The following is a 15,564-nucleotide window of genomic DNA, read 5'->3' as shown; positions in this document are numbered from 1 at the left end:
TCTCAATCAGAAGCTGGCACACATATTGAATATAGCTTGTTACCTGCGATACGACATAAGACAGACTTAATTGAGGAGACTGTGGGTATGAAGCTTATCACTGCCATCATCAAGCCATTCAAACTGGATGATGTTCGCGAAGCACTTTCTGAAATCGGTGTACAAGGTATTACCGTAACAGAAGTTAAAGGTTTCGGACGTCAAAAAGGACACACTGAACTGTACCGCGGTGCAGAGTACGTTGTGGACTTCCTGCCAAAAGTAAAAATTGAGCTAGCTATTTCTGACGACATGGCTGACCAAGTAGTAGAGGCCATCTCGAACGCTGCCAACACAGGCAAAATCGGTGACGGTAAAATCTTCATTGTTAATCTTGAGCAAGCGGTTCGTATTCGTACCGGCGAGACTGGCGAAGACGCAGTTTAATTGTTGCTCGTATTAATTAGCCTTTAGGGGGGCGAAACATGCAAGATCAAATTTTTCACCTACAGTATGCAATGGACACCTTCTACTTCTTGGTGTGCGGTGCATTAGTAATGTGGATGGCGGCGGGCTTTGCAATGCTAGAAGCAGGCCTTGTACGCGCTAAGAACACAACTGAAATTCTAACTAAGAACGTCGCGCTATTCGCGATCTCTTGTATCATGTACTTGGTTTGTGGTTACGCAATCATGTACGGCGGCACTTGGTTCCTATCTGGTATCCAAGACGTAGACGTTGCTTCAACTCTTACTGACTTCGCTGGCCGTGAAGGTGGCTTCGAAGGCGGTTCTATCTACTCTGGCGCTTCTGACTTCTTCTTCCAAGTGGTATTCGTTGCAACAGCAATGTCTATCGTATCGGGTGCAGTCGCTGAGCGTATGAAACTATGGGCTTTCCTAACATTCGCAGTGGTAATGACAGGTGTTATCTACCCACTTGAAGGTTCTTGGACTTGGGGCGGTGCAGACGTATTTGGTATGTACAACCTAGGCGACATGGGCTTCTCTGATTTCGCGGGTTCAGGCATCGTACACATGGCTGGTGCTGCAGCTGCACTTGCAGGTGTTCTAGTACTTGGCGCTCGTAAAGGCAAATACGGTCCTAACGGTGAAGTACGCGCGATCCCTGGTGCTAACCTTCCTCTAGCAACGCTAGGTACATTCATCCTATGGATGGGTTGGTTCGGCTTCAACGGTGGTTCTGTTCTTAAACTAGGTGATATCGCAAACGCTAACTCTGTTGCTATGGTGTTCCTAAACACTAACGCTGCAGCAGCGGGTGGTGCGGTAGGTGCACTAGTACTTGCTCGTATCCTATTCGGTAAAGCTGACCTCACAATGCTTCTAAACGGTGCGCTAGCAGGTCTTGTTGCCATCACTGCTGAGCCTTCTACGCCTTCTGCCCTTGGCGCTACGCTAATCGGTGTTGTAGGTGGTCTGATCGTTGTTGTGTCTATCCTTACTCTAGACAAGCTAAAAATCGACGATCCAGTAGGTGCCATCTCTGTACACGGTGTTGTAGGTCTTTGGGGTCTTCTAGCAGTACCTCTAACTAACGACGGTGCATCATTCGGCGGTCAAATCGCTGGTGCTCTAACAATCTTCGTATGGGTATTCGCAGCAAGCCTTGTTGTTTGGTTAGCAATCAAAGCAATCATGGGTGTGCGTGTCTCTGAAGAAGAAGAATACGAAGGTGTTGATATCTCTGAATGTGGTATGGAAGCATACCCAGAATTCAAAAAATAATCTTAACCTGATTATTTAACCTTTCTGAAGAACCCTCGCCATGGCGAGGGTTTTTTCATATTTGCGCCACAACAATTGTGCAAAACCAGCCCGTAAATACGCTATAGTGGCACTAACTTTTTCACCTTTATGGAGACGGTATGTTGGAAGATCTACATTTAAAGATCCGCAACCTTACACTGGATGACTACCCACAAGTAAAAGCCTTGATGGATCGTGTTTATCACGACATTGGCGGCTCTTGGCCGAAACACACCATCCGCAAGCTGATCAAAGACCTTCCTGATGGGCAAATTTGTTTGGTTGACCACGACCAAATCGTTGGTATCGCCTTGTCTGTTAAAGTGAACTACCAGCGTTTCAGTAACCCTCATACATACGATGATCTTGTTGATCAGCGTGAGCGTATTTTCCACGATGAAAATGGGGATGCTTTATACGGTCTGGATGTACTGATCGATCCCGATTATCGTGGTTACCGCCTAGGCCGTCGCCTTTACGAAGCCCGTAAAGAGCTTTGTCGCCAAGAGAACTTAATTGCAATTCTAGCGGGTGGGCGCATTCCAAATTATTACCAGCATGCGGACAGCATGAGCCCAGCAGAATACTTGGAAGCAGTCGATAAACGCAAAATTTACGATCCTATTTTGACGTTCCAGCTGTCTAACGACTTCCAGGTAACTCGACTGCTGTCTAAGTACCTTCCTGAAGATGAAAAGTCTCGCGGCTACGCAACATTGCTTGAGTGGAAAAACATCTTCTACGAGCCTGAAACGACTGTTTTAGAGTATCGTAAAACACAAGTTCGAATCGGTGCCGTGCAATGGCAGATGCGTGAAGTTGACAGCGTTGAAGAGCTACTAAAGCAAGTTGAGTACTTTATCGATGCACTCTCAAGTTATAAGAGTGACTTTGCACTTTTCCCTGAGTTCTTTAATGCACCATTGATGGGGCTTGCACCGGATCAAACCAACCAAACAGAAGCCATTCGCTTCTTAGCTTCGTTCACCGAACGCTTTGTCAGCGAGATGTCGCAGCTTGCCGTTAGTTACAACATCAATGTCATTACTGGCTCAATGCCAGTGGTTGAAGATGACATCATGTACAACGTCAGCTACTTATGTCGCCGTGATGGCACCATCGAGGAGCAACGTAAGATTCACATCACACCGCATGAACGCCGTGACTGGGTCATTGAAGGTGGTAGTGAAGTGCGAGTGTGGGACACTGACGCGGGACGCATTGGTATTTTGATCTGTTACGATGTGGAGTTCCCTGAATTGGCGCGCCACCTTGCATCGCAAGATATGGACATTCTATTTGTTCCGTTCTGGACAGACACCAAAAATGGCTACCTACGTGTGCGCAGTTGTGCCCAAGCTCGTGCCATTGAAAACGAATGTTACGTGGTGATTTGTGGTAGTTGTGGCAACTTACCTCAGGTGGAAAACTTGGATGTTCAGTACTCTCAAGGGGCGGTATTCTCTCCTTCTGACTTCTCATTCCCACACGATGCGGTGATGGCAGAAACGACACCGAATACCGAAATGCTGATGTTCTCAGACCTTGATTTGGACAAGCTTAAATTTGTTCGTAGCGAAGGTTCGGTGAACAACTTGAAAGACCGTCGTTTGGATCTTTACAGCATCGATTGGAAAACCACGCCTTCCGTTTAGTGTGTTACTATCTTGTCATAAGATCGTTCACTTCAACGGCCGAGATATTCATCTCGGCCGTTTTGTCTGAATAGGATAACAACTCATGGCTAAAGCAAAATCCGCTTTTGTTTGTAACGAGTGTGGTGCCGACTACGCAAAATGGCAGGGGCAATGCCAAGCTTGTGGCGCTTGGAACAGCCTACAAGAATTCAAAGTCAGCTCATCTAAAACCTCTGCTCGAGTCGCCGCGACCAGCGATACCCGTCGCCAAGGCTATGCTGGTGCGACGACTGGCATCCAAGATTTATCGGAAGTCGATTTGGGAGATGTGCCGCGCTTTAGTTCAGGGGCCAGCGAGTTTGACCGCGTATTAGGCGGTGGTCTTGTACCGGGTGGTGTGGTGTTGATCGGTGGCCACCCTGGTGCCGGGAAAAGTACCCTGCTTCTACAAACTATGTGTTGGCTAGCACAGCAACAAAGCGCCATGTATGTCACTGGCGAAGAATCCTTGCAGCAAGTGGCGATGCGGGCGCAACGTTTAGGCTTACCCACAAAAAACCTAAAAATGCTTTCTGAAACCAATGTAGAAAGCATCATGGCGGTGGCGGATCAGGTTAAACCGAAAGTCATGGTCATCGACTCGATCCAAGTCATGCATTTGGATGGCATCGAATCCGCACCAGGCAGCGTATCTCAGGTGCGTGAAAGTGCAGCGGTACTGACACGTTTTGCCAAGCAAACTCAAACCACTGTACTGCTTGTTGGTCACGTTACCAAAGATGGCACCTTAGCTGGACCAAAAGTACTAGAACATATGGTCGACTGTTCTGTGCTACTAGAAGGCTCAGAAGATTCACGTTTTCGTACTCTTCGCGGTATGAAAAACCGCTTCGGTGCAATCAATGAACTGGGCGTCTTTGCCATGTTGGAAAATGGTTTAAGAGAAGTCAAAAACCCAAGCTCGATCTTCTTGAATCGTTCAAAACATCCTGCCGCTGGCAGCCTTGTCATGGTGGTCTGGGAAGGTACTCGCCCGCTATTGGTCGAGCTGCAAGCTCTGGTGGATGACTCAGCTTTTGGTAACCCACGCCGCGTCACCGTCGGCTTTGACCATAACCGCTTAGCGATGCTGTTAGCAGTACTTCACAAGCATGGAGGCTTGCTCACCTCTGATCAAGACGTTTATCTGAACGTCGTCGGTGGCGTCAAAGTCTTAGAAACATCAGCCGATCTTGCTGCCATTGCTGCGGTTGTTTCAAGCTTTAGGGATCAAGTTTTACCCCACGATTTAGTGGTCTTAGGAGAAGTGGGTTTATCTGGAGAAATTCGCCCAGTCCCTTCTGGCCAAGAGCGTATCAGTGAAGCGGCTAAACATGGTTTCAAACGAGCCGTGGTACCCAAATCAAACTGCCCTAAAAAGCCAATTGAAGGCATGGAAGTGGTAGGGGTCGAACGCTTATCGGAGGCTTTAGAGGCGATCTTTGGCTAGTTAGTAACAGGAGTACTGAACAAGTCAGGCAAATCCTCCTTTTGCATGCCATAAGGGAGCTCTTTGTCTACGACGTGTTCTTGCTCGGACAAGCGATCTTGCCGAGCTTTCAGAATACGCTGCCAGCGACTTCGGCAAAGTTGAATGACGTGGCGTTTTTGAACCTCGCTCATCTCATGCCAATGAAATCGCTCTTCTCGACTTCGCAAGCAGCCTTTGCAATAGCCTTTATGGCTGTTTTCACACACACCGCGACATGGACTTTCGATGCTAAATAGTTCGATTTGCTCCATGTCTGCCCTCCACTTAGTTTAATCGGTAACCAGTTGATAATCGTATATTTCTTCGGGAGATAAAAAGTATACTCGCTCCGCTGGCGCCGCATCTAATGTGAACCAATAGAAGCGTTCAGGTACGCCCATTTCAAGATAGAAATTTAGATAACTGGCATGAACTGGGTCATTTAGATTGACTTCATCTCCCCAGTCTTGGGTATCACGCCAAGAGTGAACCCCTACTCCAGCTCCTGCACCAATCGTACGTTCCACCCCTCCGAGAAATAAATCTACCCCGCCTGATAGCACATAACCCGTTTGCGCGATATGAGTCTTCATCTCTAAATAGCGTAGCATACGTGCTGCTTCCATAACGGCTAATTGATCTGTTGAACCAGGTACATCCACTAGAACAACATCCGTCACATTAGGATGTTCAGTCAAAACAGATTTAAGCTGTGAGGGGAGTTGGGAGGTCAGCACACCCGAGAGGTACAAGGTATTGTCCTCCACAAACAGAGACAATGTATCTTTATCCATATTTGCTGGCGGAATCTTACCTTGGGAAGGATTTGCACTGCATCCCACCAATATCGCCATGCATACTCCCAATCCAAGAATACAACGCATAGGGTTTGCTGATTTCACTGACTTAACTCCTTTAATCCAGAAGTGATAAGTGTCTCGCAGTCTACTCACCACAGCTATTTGAATACGACGTTCTAAGGAAGAGAACAACAAACGCTATTTTATTCGCTTTTCAACTTAGCACTGTCAACAGTGTGCCAAGTTTGAATATATATGTGTAAAAGTTAATACAGTTCTACGACAATCTACTTAGCTTGCCAAAAACGACTACACTTATCTGACCAGAGCAGTACTCATAGTGATAACAAAAGAGGTGTAGGTATGGCAGGTACCAACATCATAAGTACAGCATTTAACAACTTAAGAAAGCGCAGTCATCACATTATCGATGATGAAGCCACCACATTACAGCTTATCAATATCAACGGGCTGATCGCACATGTTTGCTTTATTTTCTTATTTTTAGTCGTAGACTTGCCCTGGCTTGCTCTTGTCAACGTTATTAGCGTTGTCGCGTGGGCGATATCCATCATTTTGACCATACTACATCGATATCGAGAAAGCATTCTTCTGATTGCATTAGAAATATCTTCTCACGCCGCCATCGCGACCATTGAGCTTGGTATTGCCGCAGGGTTTCATCTGTACCTATGGCCTGCGGTATTACTGATGTGTGTTATTCCAGCACGTAATAACGTTGCCAGCTACGTGTGTCTCGGGATGATATTGTTTCCTCTTTTGTTATTAAACCTCTTCGCCCCTTTTGAGAAGAGCGAGTATCTCAGTTTATATACCCCGCTATTTGTCTTTAATCTCATTTTAGCAAGCATCCCTTTTATCATTATTGCTGCCATAGTCCGGCTGATCTATCTGCACAACGTAGCGAACATGAAACAACAAGCGGAAACAGATGAGCTAACAGGCCTGATGAATAGGCGTCGAGGCATGGAATACTTAAAAAGCTGTGCTGCAGACTCTCAACCAGTTTGTATCGCTTTAGCTGACATCGACCATTTCAAGCAAATCAATGACAGATTTGGCCACCAGATTGGCGATAATGTATTGATTTCATTGAGTAAAATACTGAAACAGCGCATTAAATCACCTGCAGCAAGTTGTCGTTGGGGAGGCGAGGAGTTTCTATTTATCTTCCCTACAACAGAACTAGAACAGGCTGCGAAGCTACTTCATGAGCTATGTCTAGAGATCCCCGAAATGGTGAAAGTTCAGGGGGTAGATCGCTCTATTACCTGCAGCTTCGGTCTGATTCAGATCATTGAAAATGAACCTATTCATCATGCAATAGCAAGAGTGGACACCTTTTTGTATCAAGCCAAAGACAGCGGCCGCTTCCAGGTTAAAAGCCAGGAGATCCATGTTTAAACGGGCTTATAACTAAAAATAGAGGTATTTTCGTTCAAGAAATAACCCAGGAGAATATCTTGCATAGCGATTCGCAAATTCATAACGCTCAAGAATAGATATAAAATCGAGTTATTCTTGTTCAATTATTCCACTTCTCATGGAGGATTCATGGTTCGCCCATTCCTAGGCTTTAAGCCAATCGTGCTTGCTTTAACAAGCGCATTACTACTGACTGCTTGCGGCTCAGAAGACACACCGCAACAGACAGAAGCGGTCATTCGCCCTGTCAAACTGTTTACAGTAGATGCGACGGACTTAGTCAGCATTCGACACTTCCCTGCTGAACTAAAAGCCAGTGATGAAGCGGACCTAGCCTTCCGTGTTGGCGGGCAAGTCACCAAGCTAGATGTAAAAGAAGGTCAGCGCGTCAAACGCGGGCAAGTACTCGCTTCGCTGGATCCGACCGATTACCAGTTGCAAGTGGAGCTCTCCGAAGCCAACTACAAACTGGCCAAAGCGCAGTTCGATCGCATCAAGACAATGCTCTCTCGCAAAGCGACCACCCAAGCACAATTTGATGAAGCGAAAGCCACTTTAGACCAAACGGCAAACGCTCTTGAAAGCGCGAAAAACCAGTTAAATTACAGTGTATTACGTGCTCCGTATGATGGTGTCATTGCATCGTTAAGCATTGAAAACTATGAGTACGTTGGCGCGACACAAACTATTTTGCACATTCAAAACATTGAACAAATGGATGTTGAATTCCAAATTCCTGAGCGCTTAGTGGCGAATATTCAAAAGGTTGCTTTGCAATACCACCCAACGGTTTCTATCGATGCTGTTCCATCTCAAACTTTTGAAGGCGTCTACAAAGAGCATCGCACCACGCCAGACAGTACAACGAAATCTTACGACGCGACGATCTCACTACTAAATACCGATAAGGCCGACATCAACCTGTTACCAGGCATGACCGCTACTGTCGATTTGGACATCAGCAAGATCAGTGGTCAGCCAACTCATATAACGGTTCCTATTGAAGCCGTCATGCGTCACCAAGGTACGGAAGGAAGCAGCCAGAGTATTGTTTGGGTTTACAACGAACAGCAAGGCACCGTTACCCCACGTCCAGTGACGCTTGGCGACATGACCCAAGACAGTATTGAAATCCTTTCTGGTATTAATCCAGGTGAGCAAGTCGTTGCGGCTGGAGTGCATGGTTTGACCGCGAATCAGAAAGTACGTCCATGGAAGCGTGAGCGAGGAATCTAAGTTGAACATTGCCGGCTATTTTATTGAACGTAAAGTTTCTAGTTGGCTCGTTACACTGATTTTACTGATCGGTGGAGCTCTAGCCTTTACCAAATTGGGTCAACTAGAAGACCCTGAATTCACCATTAAAGACGCACTGGTGATTACGCAATACCCAGGCGCTAGCCCAGAACAAGTGGAAGAGGAAGTTACCTATCCAATTGAGCTGGAATTACAAAACCTGCCTTACGTTGATGAAATAAAATCAACCTCTAAAGGTGGCTACTCAAAAGTACAAATCACCATTAAAGACACCTACCGTGCCGAACAGCTCAAGCAAATTTGGGACGAGGTGCGCAAAAAGATCCGCGATATGCAAGGGAGCTTCCCAAGCGGCGTATCGACGCCCGTCGTAGTCGATGACTTTGGTGATGTATATGGCATTATGCTGGCCGTTCACGGTGAAGGCTACCCGTATAAAGACCTGGAAAACTACGTTGATTACGTAAAACGTGAGTTAGTGCTGGTCGACGGTGTCGCCAAAGTCGAGGTGGCAGCGGAACAAGCCGAGCAAGTGACCATCGAGATTTCGCGCTCCAAACTAGCGACCATGGGCGTTTCGCCAAGCCAGTTGCAATCACTACTAGCAAACCAGAACGTGGTATCTAATGCCGGTAAAGTACAGGTAGGTACGGACTACATCCGCATCAGCCCGACCGGTGAATTCAACGATATTTCAGAGCTGGAAAACCTGATTGTTGGCTCACCTGGACAGGGTAACCTGATACGCTTAAGTGACGTTGCCACGGTCAAACGTGAATACAAAGACCCACAAACGCACATGGTCAACTTCAATGGTGCCAGTTCGTTACTGCTCGGGATTTCATTTAGTAACAACGTCAACGTAGTAGATGTCGGCAAGCATATTGAAGCACGCCTTCACGAATTAGAATACCAACAACCAGTCGGCATCAGCATGGACACGGTGTACTTCCAATCTAAGGAAGTTGAAAAATCCGTAACCAACTTTTTGTCGAACCTTGCTGCAGCCGTTGGCATTGTTATCTTGGTCTTGCTGGTATTTATGGGCGTCCGCTCAGGCATCTTGATTGGTTTAATCCTGCTGCTCACCATCCTTGGCACCTTTATTGTCATGGAATACTTCAGCATTAACCTACAACGTATCTCCTTAGGGGGGCTTATCATTGCCTTGGGGATGTTGGTGGATAACGCCATTGTCGTCACGGAAGGTATTTTGATCGGGCTGCATCGCGGTCAATCAAAATTTGAAGCCGCCTCAAGTGTGGTCAAGCAGACTAAATGGCCCCTACTCGGTGCCACCGTCATTGCTGTGACGGCATTCGCACCTATTGGTCTATCGCCTGACTCTGTCGGTGAGTTTGTTGGCTCATTATTCTATGTGTTGCTGATCTCCCTAATGCTAAGTTGGGTGACAGCTATTACCTTGACGCCTTTCTTTTGTGACCTGTTTTTCAAAGAGAACAAAGAAGCCATGGCGGCAGAGGAAGAGCAAGACCCTTACAAAGGCTTTTTATTCGTCGGCTACAAATGGCTACTCGACAAAGCCATGCATTTCCGCTGGTTAACCGTGATTAGCTTAGTCGGTGCGCTATTGGTTTCAGGCTGGGCATTCCAATTTGTTAAGCAAGCTTTCTTCCCGCCATCCACTACGCCGATGTTCTACCTTGATATCAATATGCCTGAAGGGACGCACATCAATGCGACCTACGATAAGGTTAATGAGATTGAGGCGGATTTACTTGGGGATGAGCGCATCGAGTTCATTACCAGCACGACGGGGCAAGGCGCTCTGCGTTTCATGCTGACCTATGAAGCGGAACAAACGGACACCAGTTATGCCCAATTTATTGTCCGAGCTAAAACCGGTGATGATATTCCACCATTGATGGAAGACATTTACCAACGCATGTCGACTAAGTATCCAGACATTGAATTTAAGTTACAGCGTTTGCAATTAGGCCCCTCAACAGGTGCCAAGATTGAAGCTCGATTCAGTGGCCCTGATCCAGATGTGTTGCGTCAGCTAAGTGCTCAAGTGCAGGATATTTACCGTGCTGATGGTGGCCTTGAGAACATCAAAGACGATTGGCGCCAGCCTGTGAAAGTACTTCGTCCTATCTTTAATGATGCACAAGCGCGACGTTTGGGAATTAATAAGAGCGATCTTGATGAAGTTCTGCTGACCAACTTTACTGGCTCGCAAATCGGCACCTACCGTGATGGCACAGATTTATTGCCAATCATTCAAACCGTGCCTGAAAACGAGCGTGTGTCGATTGATCTTGTTCGAGACTTGCAAATCTATAGCCCAACTACAGGTGCTTATGTATCGGTCTCTAACCTAGTCGACGGTTTTGAAACCGTTTGGGAAGATCCAATTATCGAGCGTCGTGACCGTAAACGTACCATTACCGTCAAAGCTGACCCGCTTATTTTAGGGGATGAAACAGCGATGGCCGTGTTTGGTCGTATTCGTGCAGAAGTCGAAAATATTCCTTTATCTCCAGGATATAGCATGGAATGGGGGGGAGAATATGAAAGTAGTACGGATGCGCAAGCAAACATCTTTACGTCGCTTCCCATGGGCTACTTGTTCATGTTTATCATAACGATATTGTTGTTTAACTCTGTGCGCGTTCCACTCGTCATTTGGTTCTGTGTTCCGCTAGCCTTAATCGGTGTGTCGTCCGGATTACTTATTATGAATGCTGCGTTTAGCTTTATGGCGCTGCTTGGCTTCTTAAGTTTGTCTGGGATGATTGTGAAAAACGGCATCGTTTTGGCAGATCAAATTAACTATGAGCTCGCACAAGGAACGGAAACCTACGAAGCGATCTTCAAATCCGCAGTCAGTCGTGTACGACCTGTCTGCATGGCAGCGATTACCACCATTCTTGGCATGGTACCGTTGTTATACGATGCATTTTTCGAAGGCATGGCCGTGGTCATTGCGTTTGGTTTGGGCTTTGCGACCATCCTAACGCTGATTGCAGTACCAGTTTTCTACGTAATCTTGCATCGAGTGAAGTATCGAAAAATGAGCGATTTTAACGGTTAATCGCCCGTCTACCTCGGCCTAATAGGCCGAGGTAATTTGGATAGAACGATGCAAATAGATGATTTACTAAAACTCGACATCAAACTCTTGGTGTCATTCGAAGTGATATTGGAAGAATGCAGTGTGTCACGTGCTGCAGAACGATTAGGGGTGACTCAACCCGCTCTCAGTAAGTCTTTACAACGACTACGAGAATTGTTCAAAGACCCACTCTTTACTCGACAAGCCTACGGTTTAAGCCCGACGTCTCGAGCTTATGAACTGCATGAGCAAATCACCCCCATTTTAGGCTCCATGTCTAGCCTGTTACAGCCGGCTCATTTTGATCAGGCGACTTTAAAACGCCGCTTTAGTATCAAAGCGGATGAGGAGCTGCTGCTGACGTTTATTGAACCACTGTTGGCGATGCTTCACTATCAAGCGCCTAATATTCGCCTGATGACCAGTAACTGGAGCGATGATGGCTTTGATGATCTGCTCAACGGAGCCGATGTCGGCATCATTAATGCCGAATCCACGCCGAACAATATTCGCAGCAAGCTAATCGGCACGATGGATGCCTGCGTTATCTTAAGTGAAGCCCACCCTCTTTATTACAAAGATGAAGTGATGCTCAAAGATCTGCTGGACCACAAGACCGTTGTGTTCAACATCCGTAACTTCCACAGCGCTACCACCAGTGTCACCATTGAGAAGCTAGAGAAGATTGGCTACGTCATTGAGCCAAAGATCGAGACCGACAGTATTGCTGTGGCCATTGAAGCGGTCAAACGCGGCATGGCATTAATTGGCTCTGCGCAGCTGGGCACGATGTTCTCCAACATCTCCGCCTGCAAAGAAGGCTTCTCCAATGTCAAAGTTCTACCATTACCTGCGGATGCGGTTGAAGCTGACCCTTACAATGGTCGTCATCCGATTCAGTTGTGCTGGCATGAACGCTTTGACAAAGATCCAGCCCACCGTTGGTTCAGGGAACAGATTGTGTCTTTTATGCATTCTTCGCCATGGATTTTTAACGACGAGTAACCTCGGATTAAGGTGCTTCATTCTGCAAAAGAGCTTCCTAGGAAGCTCTTTTTTTATGGTTCCGCCTAGTATTTAACCAAAAAGTCAGTTTTTTATAACTTTTCTCGACTTCTCTGAAAAACCTTTGATAATGCGACCAAAGATAACGTTTTCTGTCCGCATTACTTGAAATAAATTGCCATCACAGCTTCGAAAGTTAGTATTGCCCCACCAAAAATTATTAAAAGAATCATTAGGAAAAGGACCACAAGATGTCGAATAAAGTCAGCGCCTCTTACGAGGACGCCAGCCCAAATCGCGCTAGCATTTGGATGTTTATCATCCCGTCTCTACTAGGCCTACTCTTGTTTATGACACCCATAGCCTATGAAGACGGTGTCACCATCCCCATCGCTATCCTCGCAAGTGAATTTAAAGCCTTATTAGGCGCGTCGGCACCCACTGTGGTAACAGGGCTTATCTGTATCGCCGCAGCACTGTCTGTCATCACCACTGTTTTTAAGCCATTGCACGATAAAGCATTATTGAGCACCTTATTCCTCACCAGTTACCCATGGCTGATCTTAAGAGTACTAGGAGCTGTTTTTGCTGTGATGACCGTGAATGGCGTCGGTCCAGAATTGATTTGGCACGAATACACCGGCGGGCTGGTATTAAAAGAGCTCATGCCAACGCTGTTATCCGTATTCTTATTTGCTGGCTTACTACTGCCATTACTACTCGACTTCGGGCTATTAGAACTAACTGGCAGTCTCATGAGTAAAGTTATGCGCCCACTGTTTAACTTGCCTGGTCGCTCATCCATTGACTGTATTACCTCATGGCTTGGCGATGGTACGGTCGGCATCATGCTCACCAACCAGCAATACGAACAAAACATGTATACCAAGCGAGAAGCCGCGGTGATCGCCACCACCTTTTCAGCCGTATCCATCAGCTTTGCCCTAGTTGTCGTGTCGCAAGTTGAGCTAGAGCATTTATTTCTGCCCTTCTACTTTGCCGTTTCATTAGCAGGGTTTATCGCTGCCTTGATCATTCCAAGACTTCCTCCTTTGCGCTGGAAAGCCAATGCCTACCTAAATGGCGAGCAAGCTGAAACCTGTGAATTAGCAAGCAAGTCCATGAAAGAGTTGTGGAGCTTAGGTATTCAAGGAGCCATTGCACGGGCAGAACAAAGTCGTGGTGCCAAAGCGGTGTTAGTCGATGGTGCTAAGAACGCAGCAGAAATGGTCTTTTGTGTACTGCCTGTGGTCATGGCCATTGGCACACTGGCGTTAATCGTTGCTGAAAACACGAGCGTATTCAGCATTCTAGGGCAACCATTTGTGCCACTACTGGAACTGCTATCGATCCCTGAAGCTGTCAAAGCCTCTGAGACGCTAGTGGTTGGTTTTGCCGACATGTTCATTCCTTCGATTATGGCAGCCTCTATCGAAAGCGAAATGACACGCTTTGTCATCGCGGCGGTGTCCATCACCCAGTTGATTTATCTGTCTGAAGTCGGCGCTTTGATTCTAGGCAGCCGAATCCCAATCAACTTACTGGAAATGTTTATCATCTTTATCTTACGCACCTTGATCACACTGCCTGTGATCGCCGGTGTCGCACATCTGGTGTTCTAAACCACTAAAATAAGCAAGGGCTCCCTATGGAGCCCTTGCTTGTCTAAACTGTTTATTTGGATGACGTGTCAAGCTCGGCTCGAATCCAGTCAAATCGAGGGATTGTTTCCCCCTCAATCTCTACACTTTCCAAAAACATGCTCTTAGGTCGTACCCACCAGCTGTAATCCCCGTACAGTGCTTGGTATACCACCAGCTCTTCTTCTGTTTCACTGTGTTTTGCCACACGTTCGACCCAATATTCCGCCCCTTTGTAATGACGGTACACACCTGGCTTTAACGTTGTTTTTTTCATGATTTACCTAAATTCGACGTGAAATGTCTCGGTTTTTGAACGCTAGGTCGCAATTACGAAACTTCATACCTATCCCAATCACAGACCATTAACGATAATAGATCTATTGTCCGCTTATACAAAAGGAGCGTCTAGGTGTATTTAGTTCGACCCGCTGATTTCCCTGATTTACCCGCATTAGAGCGCTTAGCTCGTCATGCAGGGATCGGTATTACTAACTTCCCTGCGAACCGTGAGCGTTTAAATGACAAGATCGCTACCTCGCGCCAATCGCTCTTGAGCGATGTGGTTCAGCCTGGTCAAGAGTCCTACTTGTTTGTCATGGTGGAACAGAAAACCCAAGAGATCGTTGGCACCTGTTCCATCGATGCCATGGTGGGAATCGATACGCCGTTCTACAGTTATCGTATTGATGATGTGGTACACGCTTCCCCTCAGCTACAGATTCATAACCGCATTCCAGCGCTGTTTCTATGCCAAGATTACAGTGGTACCAGCCGTTTAAATGCTATGGTCTTGGATAAGGCACACCAAACACACGAAGCCTTATCTCTGCTGTCCCGCGCACGCTTACTGTTTATTGCACGCCACCCAGATCGTTTCACTCCTAAAATCTTTGCTGAGATCCGTGGTGAAAGCGATCACAAGGGGTATTCAGCGTTCTGGGAAGCCTTAGGCCGACACTTCTTTAGCATGGATTTCAAGAAAGCCGATTACCTGTCTGGTATTAGTAATAAGCATTTTATTGCTGAACTCATGCCACGCTACCCGATTTATGTGCCAACGCTGCCTGAAGACGCCCAAGAATGCATCGGTGTGATTCACCAAGATTCAGAGCAAGTGGCAAATATTCTGCTCGAAGAAGGCTTTGTGTTCCGAGACTACATCGACCCATTCGATGCAGGTCCTACCATTGAAGCCAAAATTGATGACTTAAAAACAGTCTCAGAGCAACGCCAAGGTAAGGCCTTTGTTGATCCGAACTTTAGCAGCGAAGAGTCGTACCTGGTTGCGGCGGGACATTTATCCGATTTTCGCGTTACTTGCGCCCAAGCCGAACCTCAAGTGGCAGGTTTGGTAATGAATGAAGACATACAAGAGCGTTTGAGTATCCACTCAGGCAGCCTTATCCAATGGTCTAAACTTTAATGTTAGAAGGCGCTGT

The 15,564-nt window shown here is 46.7% G+C and carries 13 protein-coding genes; 10 read left to right on the top strand and 3 right to left on the bottom strand.

Annotated features, from left to right (window positions below; all coding sequences use genetic code 11):
* The first annotated feature begins 87 nt into the window (after window positions 1–87).
* The 4 genes from glnK (at window position 88) to radA (ending at window position 4,874) form a co-directional block, all read left to right on the top strand.
* Window positions 88–426 carry a P-II family nitrogen regulator gene (gene glnK, locus C8D85_RS10110; protein ID WP_133562290.1) on the top strand — a complete coding sequence of 113 codons (339 nt, stop codon included), beginning with the start codon at window positions 88–90 and terminating at the stop codon, window positions 424–426.
* Window positions 427–464: 38 nt separating this feature from the next.
* Complete coding sequence (locus C8D85_RS10105; protein WP_133562288.1) at window positions 465–1,727, top strand: ammonium transporter; 1,263 nt, start codon at window positions 465–467, stop codon at window positions 1,725–1,727.
* A 140-nt stretch (window positions 1,728–1,867) separates the two neighbouring features.
* Entirely contained in the window at window positions 1,868–3,403 is a 1,536-nt protein-coding gene (locus C8D85_RS10100) for a bifunctional GNAT family N-acetyltransferase/carbon-nitrogen hydrolase family protein (protein ID WP_133562286.1), read from the top strand.
* 85 nt (window positions 3,404–3,488) lie between these two features.
* Complete coding sequence (gene radA / locus C8D85_RS10095; RefSeq protein ID WP_133562284.1) at window positions 3,489–4,874, top strand: DNA repair protein RadA; 1,386 nt, start codon at window positions 3,489–3,491, stop codon at window positions 4,872–4,874.
* Here the strand turns inward: radA and C8D85_RS10090 are convergent.
* Entirely contained in the window at window positions 4,871–5,167 is a 297-nt protein-coding gene (locus C8D85_RS10090) for a DUF1289 domain-containing protein (protein ID WP_133562282.1), read from the bottom strand. The two genes, radA and C8D85_RS10090, sit on opposite strands and share 4 nt — an antisense overlap.
* Before the next feature lie 18 nt (window positions 5,168–5,185).
* Window positions 5,186–5,797, bottom strand: coding sequence for a COG3904 family protein (locus C8D85_RS10085; RefSeq protein WP_228190793.1), 612 nt, complete (start codon window positions 5,795–5,797; stop codon window positions 5,186–5,188).
* Window positions 5,798–6,058: 261 nt separating this feature from the next.
* Here C8D85_RS10085 and C8D85_RS10080 point away from each other — a divergent pair, with 261 nt between their 5' ends.
* The 5 genes from C8D85_RS10080 to C8D85_RS10060 all read left to right on the top strand — a co-directional run bounded on the left by C8D85_RS10080 (window position 6,059) and on the right by C8D85_RS10060 (window position 14,104).
* On the top strand, window positions 6,059–7,120 hold the full coding sequence (locus C8D85_RS10080; RefSeq protein WP_133562280.1) for a GGDEF domain-containing protein: 1,062 nt from the start codon (window positions 6,059–6,061) through the stop codon (window positions 7,118–7,120).
* A gap of 150 nt (window positions 7,121–7,270) precedes the next feature.
* Window positions 7,271–8,377 carry an efflux RND transporter periplasmic adaptor subunit gene (locus C8D85_RS10075; protein WP_133562278.1) on the top strand — a complete coding sequence of 369 codons (1,107 nt, stop codon included), beginning with the start codon at window positions 7,271–7,273 and terminating at the stop codon, window positions 8,375–8,377.
* Window position 8,378: 1 nt separating this feature from the next.
* Complete coding sequence (locus C8D85_RS10070) at window positions 8,379–11,456, top strand: efflux RND transporter permease subunit (RefSeq protein ID WP_133562276.1); 3,078 nt, start codon at window positions 8,379–8,381, stop codon at window positions 11,454–11,456.
* A gap of 48 nt (window positions 11,457–11,504) precedes the next feature.
* Window positions 11,505–12,482: a LysR family transcriptional regulator gene (locus C8D85_RS10065; protein WP_133562274.1), complete on the top strand. Its 978-nt coding sequence runs from the start codon at window positions 11,505–11,507 to the stop codon at window positions 12,480–12,482.
* Between the two features lie 251 nt (window positions 12,483–12,733).
* The gene (locus tag C8D85_RS10060) at window positions 12,734–14,104 is read left to right on the top strand and encodes a YjiH family protein (protein WP_162847569.1); all 1,371 of its coding nucleotides are present in this window, start codon (window positions 12,734–12,736) and stop codon (window positions 14,102–14,104) included.
* A gap of 52 nt (window positions 14,105–14,156) precedes the next feature.
* On the opposite strand, the gene C8D85_RS10055 is transcribed toward C8D85_RS10060, so the two are convergent.
* A complete protein-coding gene (locus C8D85_RS10055) occupies window positions 14,157–14,399 on the bottom strand; it encodes a DUF1653 domain-containing protein (RefSeq protein WP_133562272.1) in 243 nt (80 codons plus the stop codon).
* 135 nt (window positions 14,400–14,534) lie between these two features.
* Here C8D85_RS10055 and C8D85_RS10050 point away from each other — a divergent pair, with 135 nt between their 5' ends.
* Window positions 14,535–15,548 carry an arginine N-succinyltransferase gene (locus tag C8D85_RS10050; protein ID WP_133562270.1) on the top strand — a complete coding sequence of 338 codons (1,014 nt, stop codon included), beginning with the start codon at window positions 14,535–14,537 and terminating at the stop codon, window positions 15,546–15,548.
* Window positions 15,549–15,564: the final 16 nt, after the last annotated feature.

Origin of the sequence: Marinomonas communis (assembly GCF_004363305.1) — a bacterium.
GTDB lineage: Bacteria > Pseudomonadota > Gammaproteobacteria > Pseudomonadales > Marinomonadaceae > Marinomonas > Marinomonas communis.
Note: the sequence above shows the minus strand (reverse complement) of the source record. Positions and strands in the feature narration are given on the sequence as shown.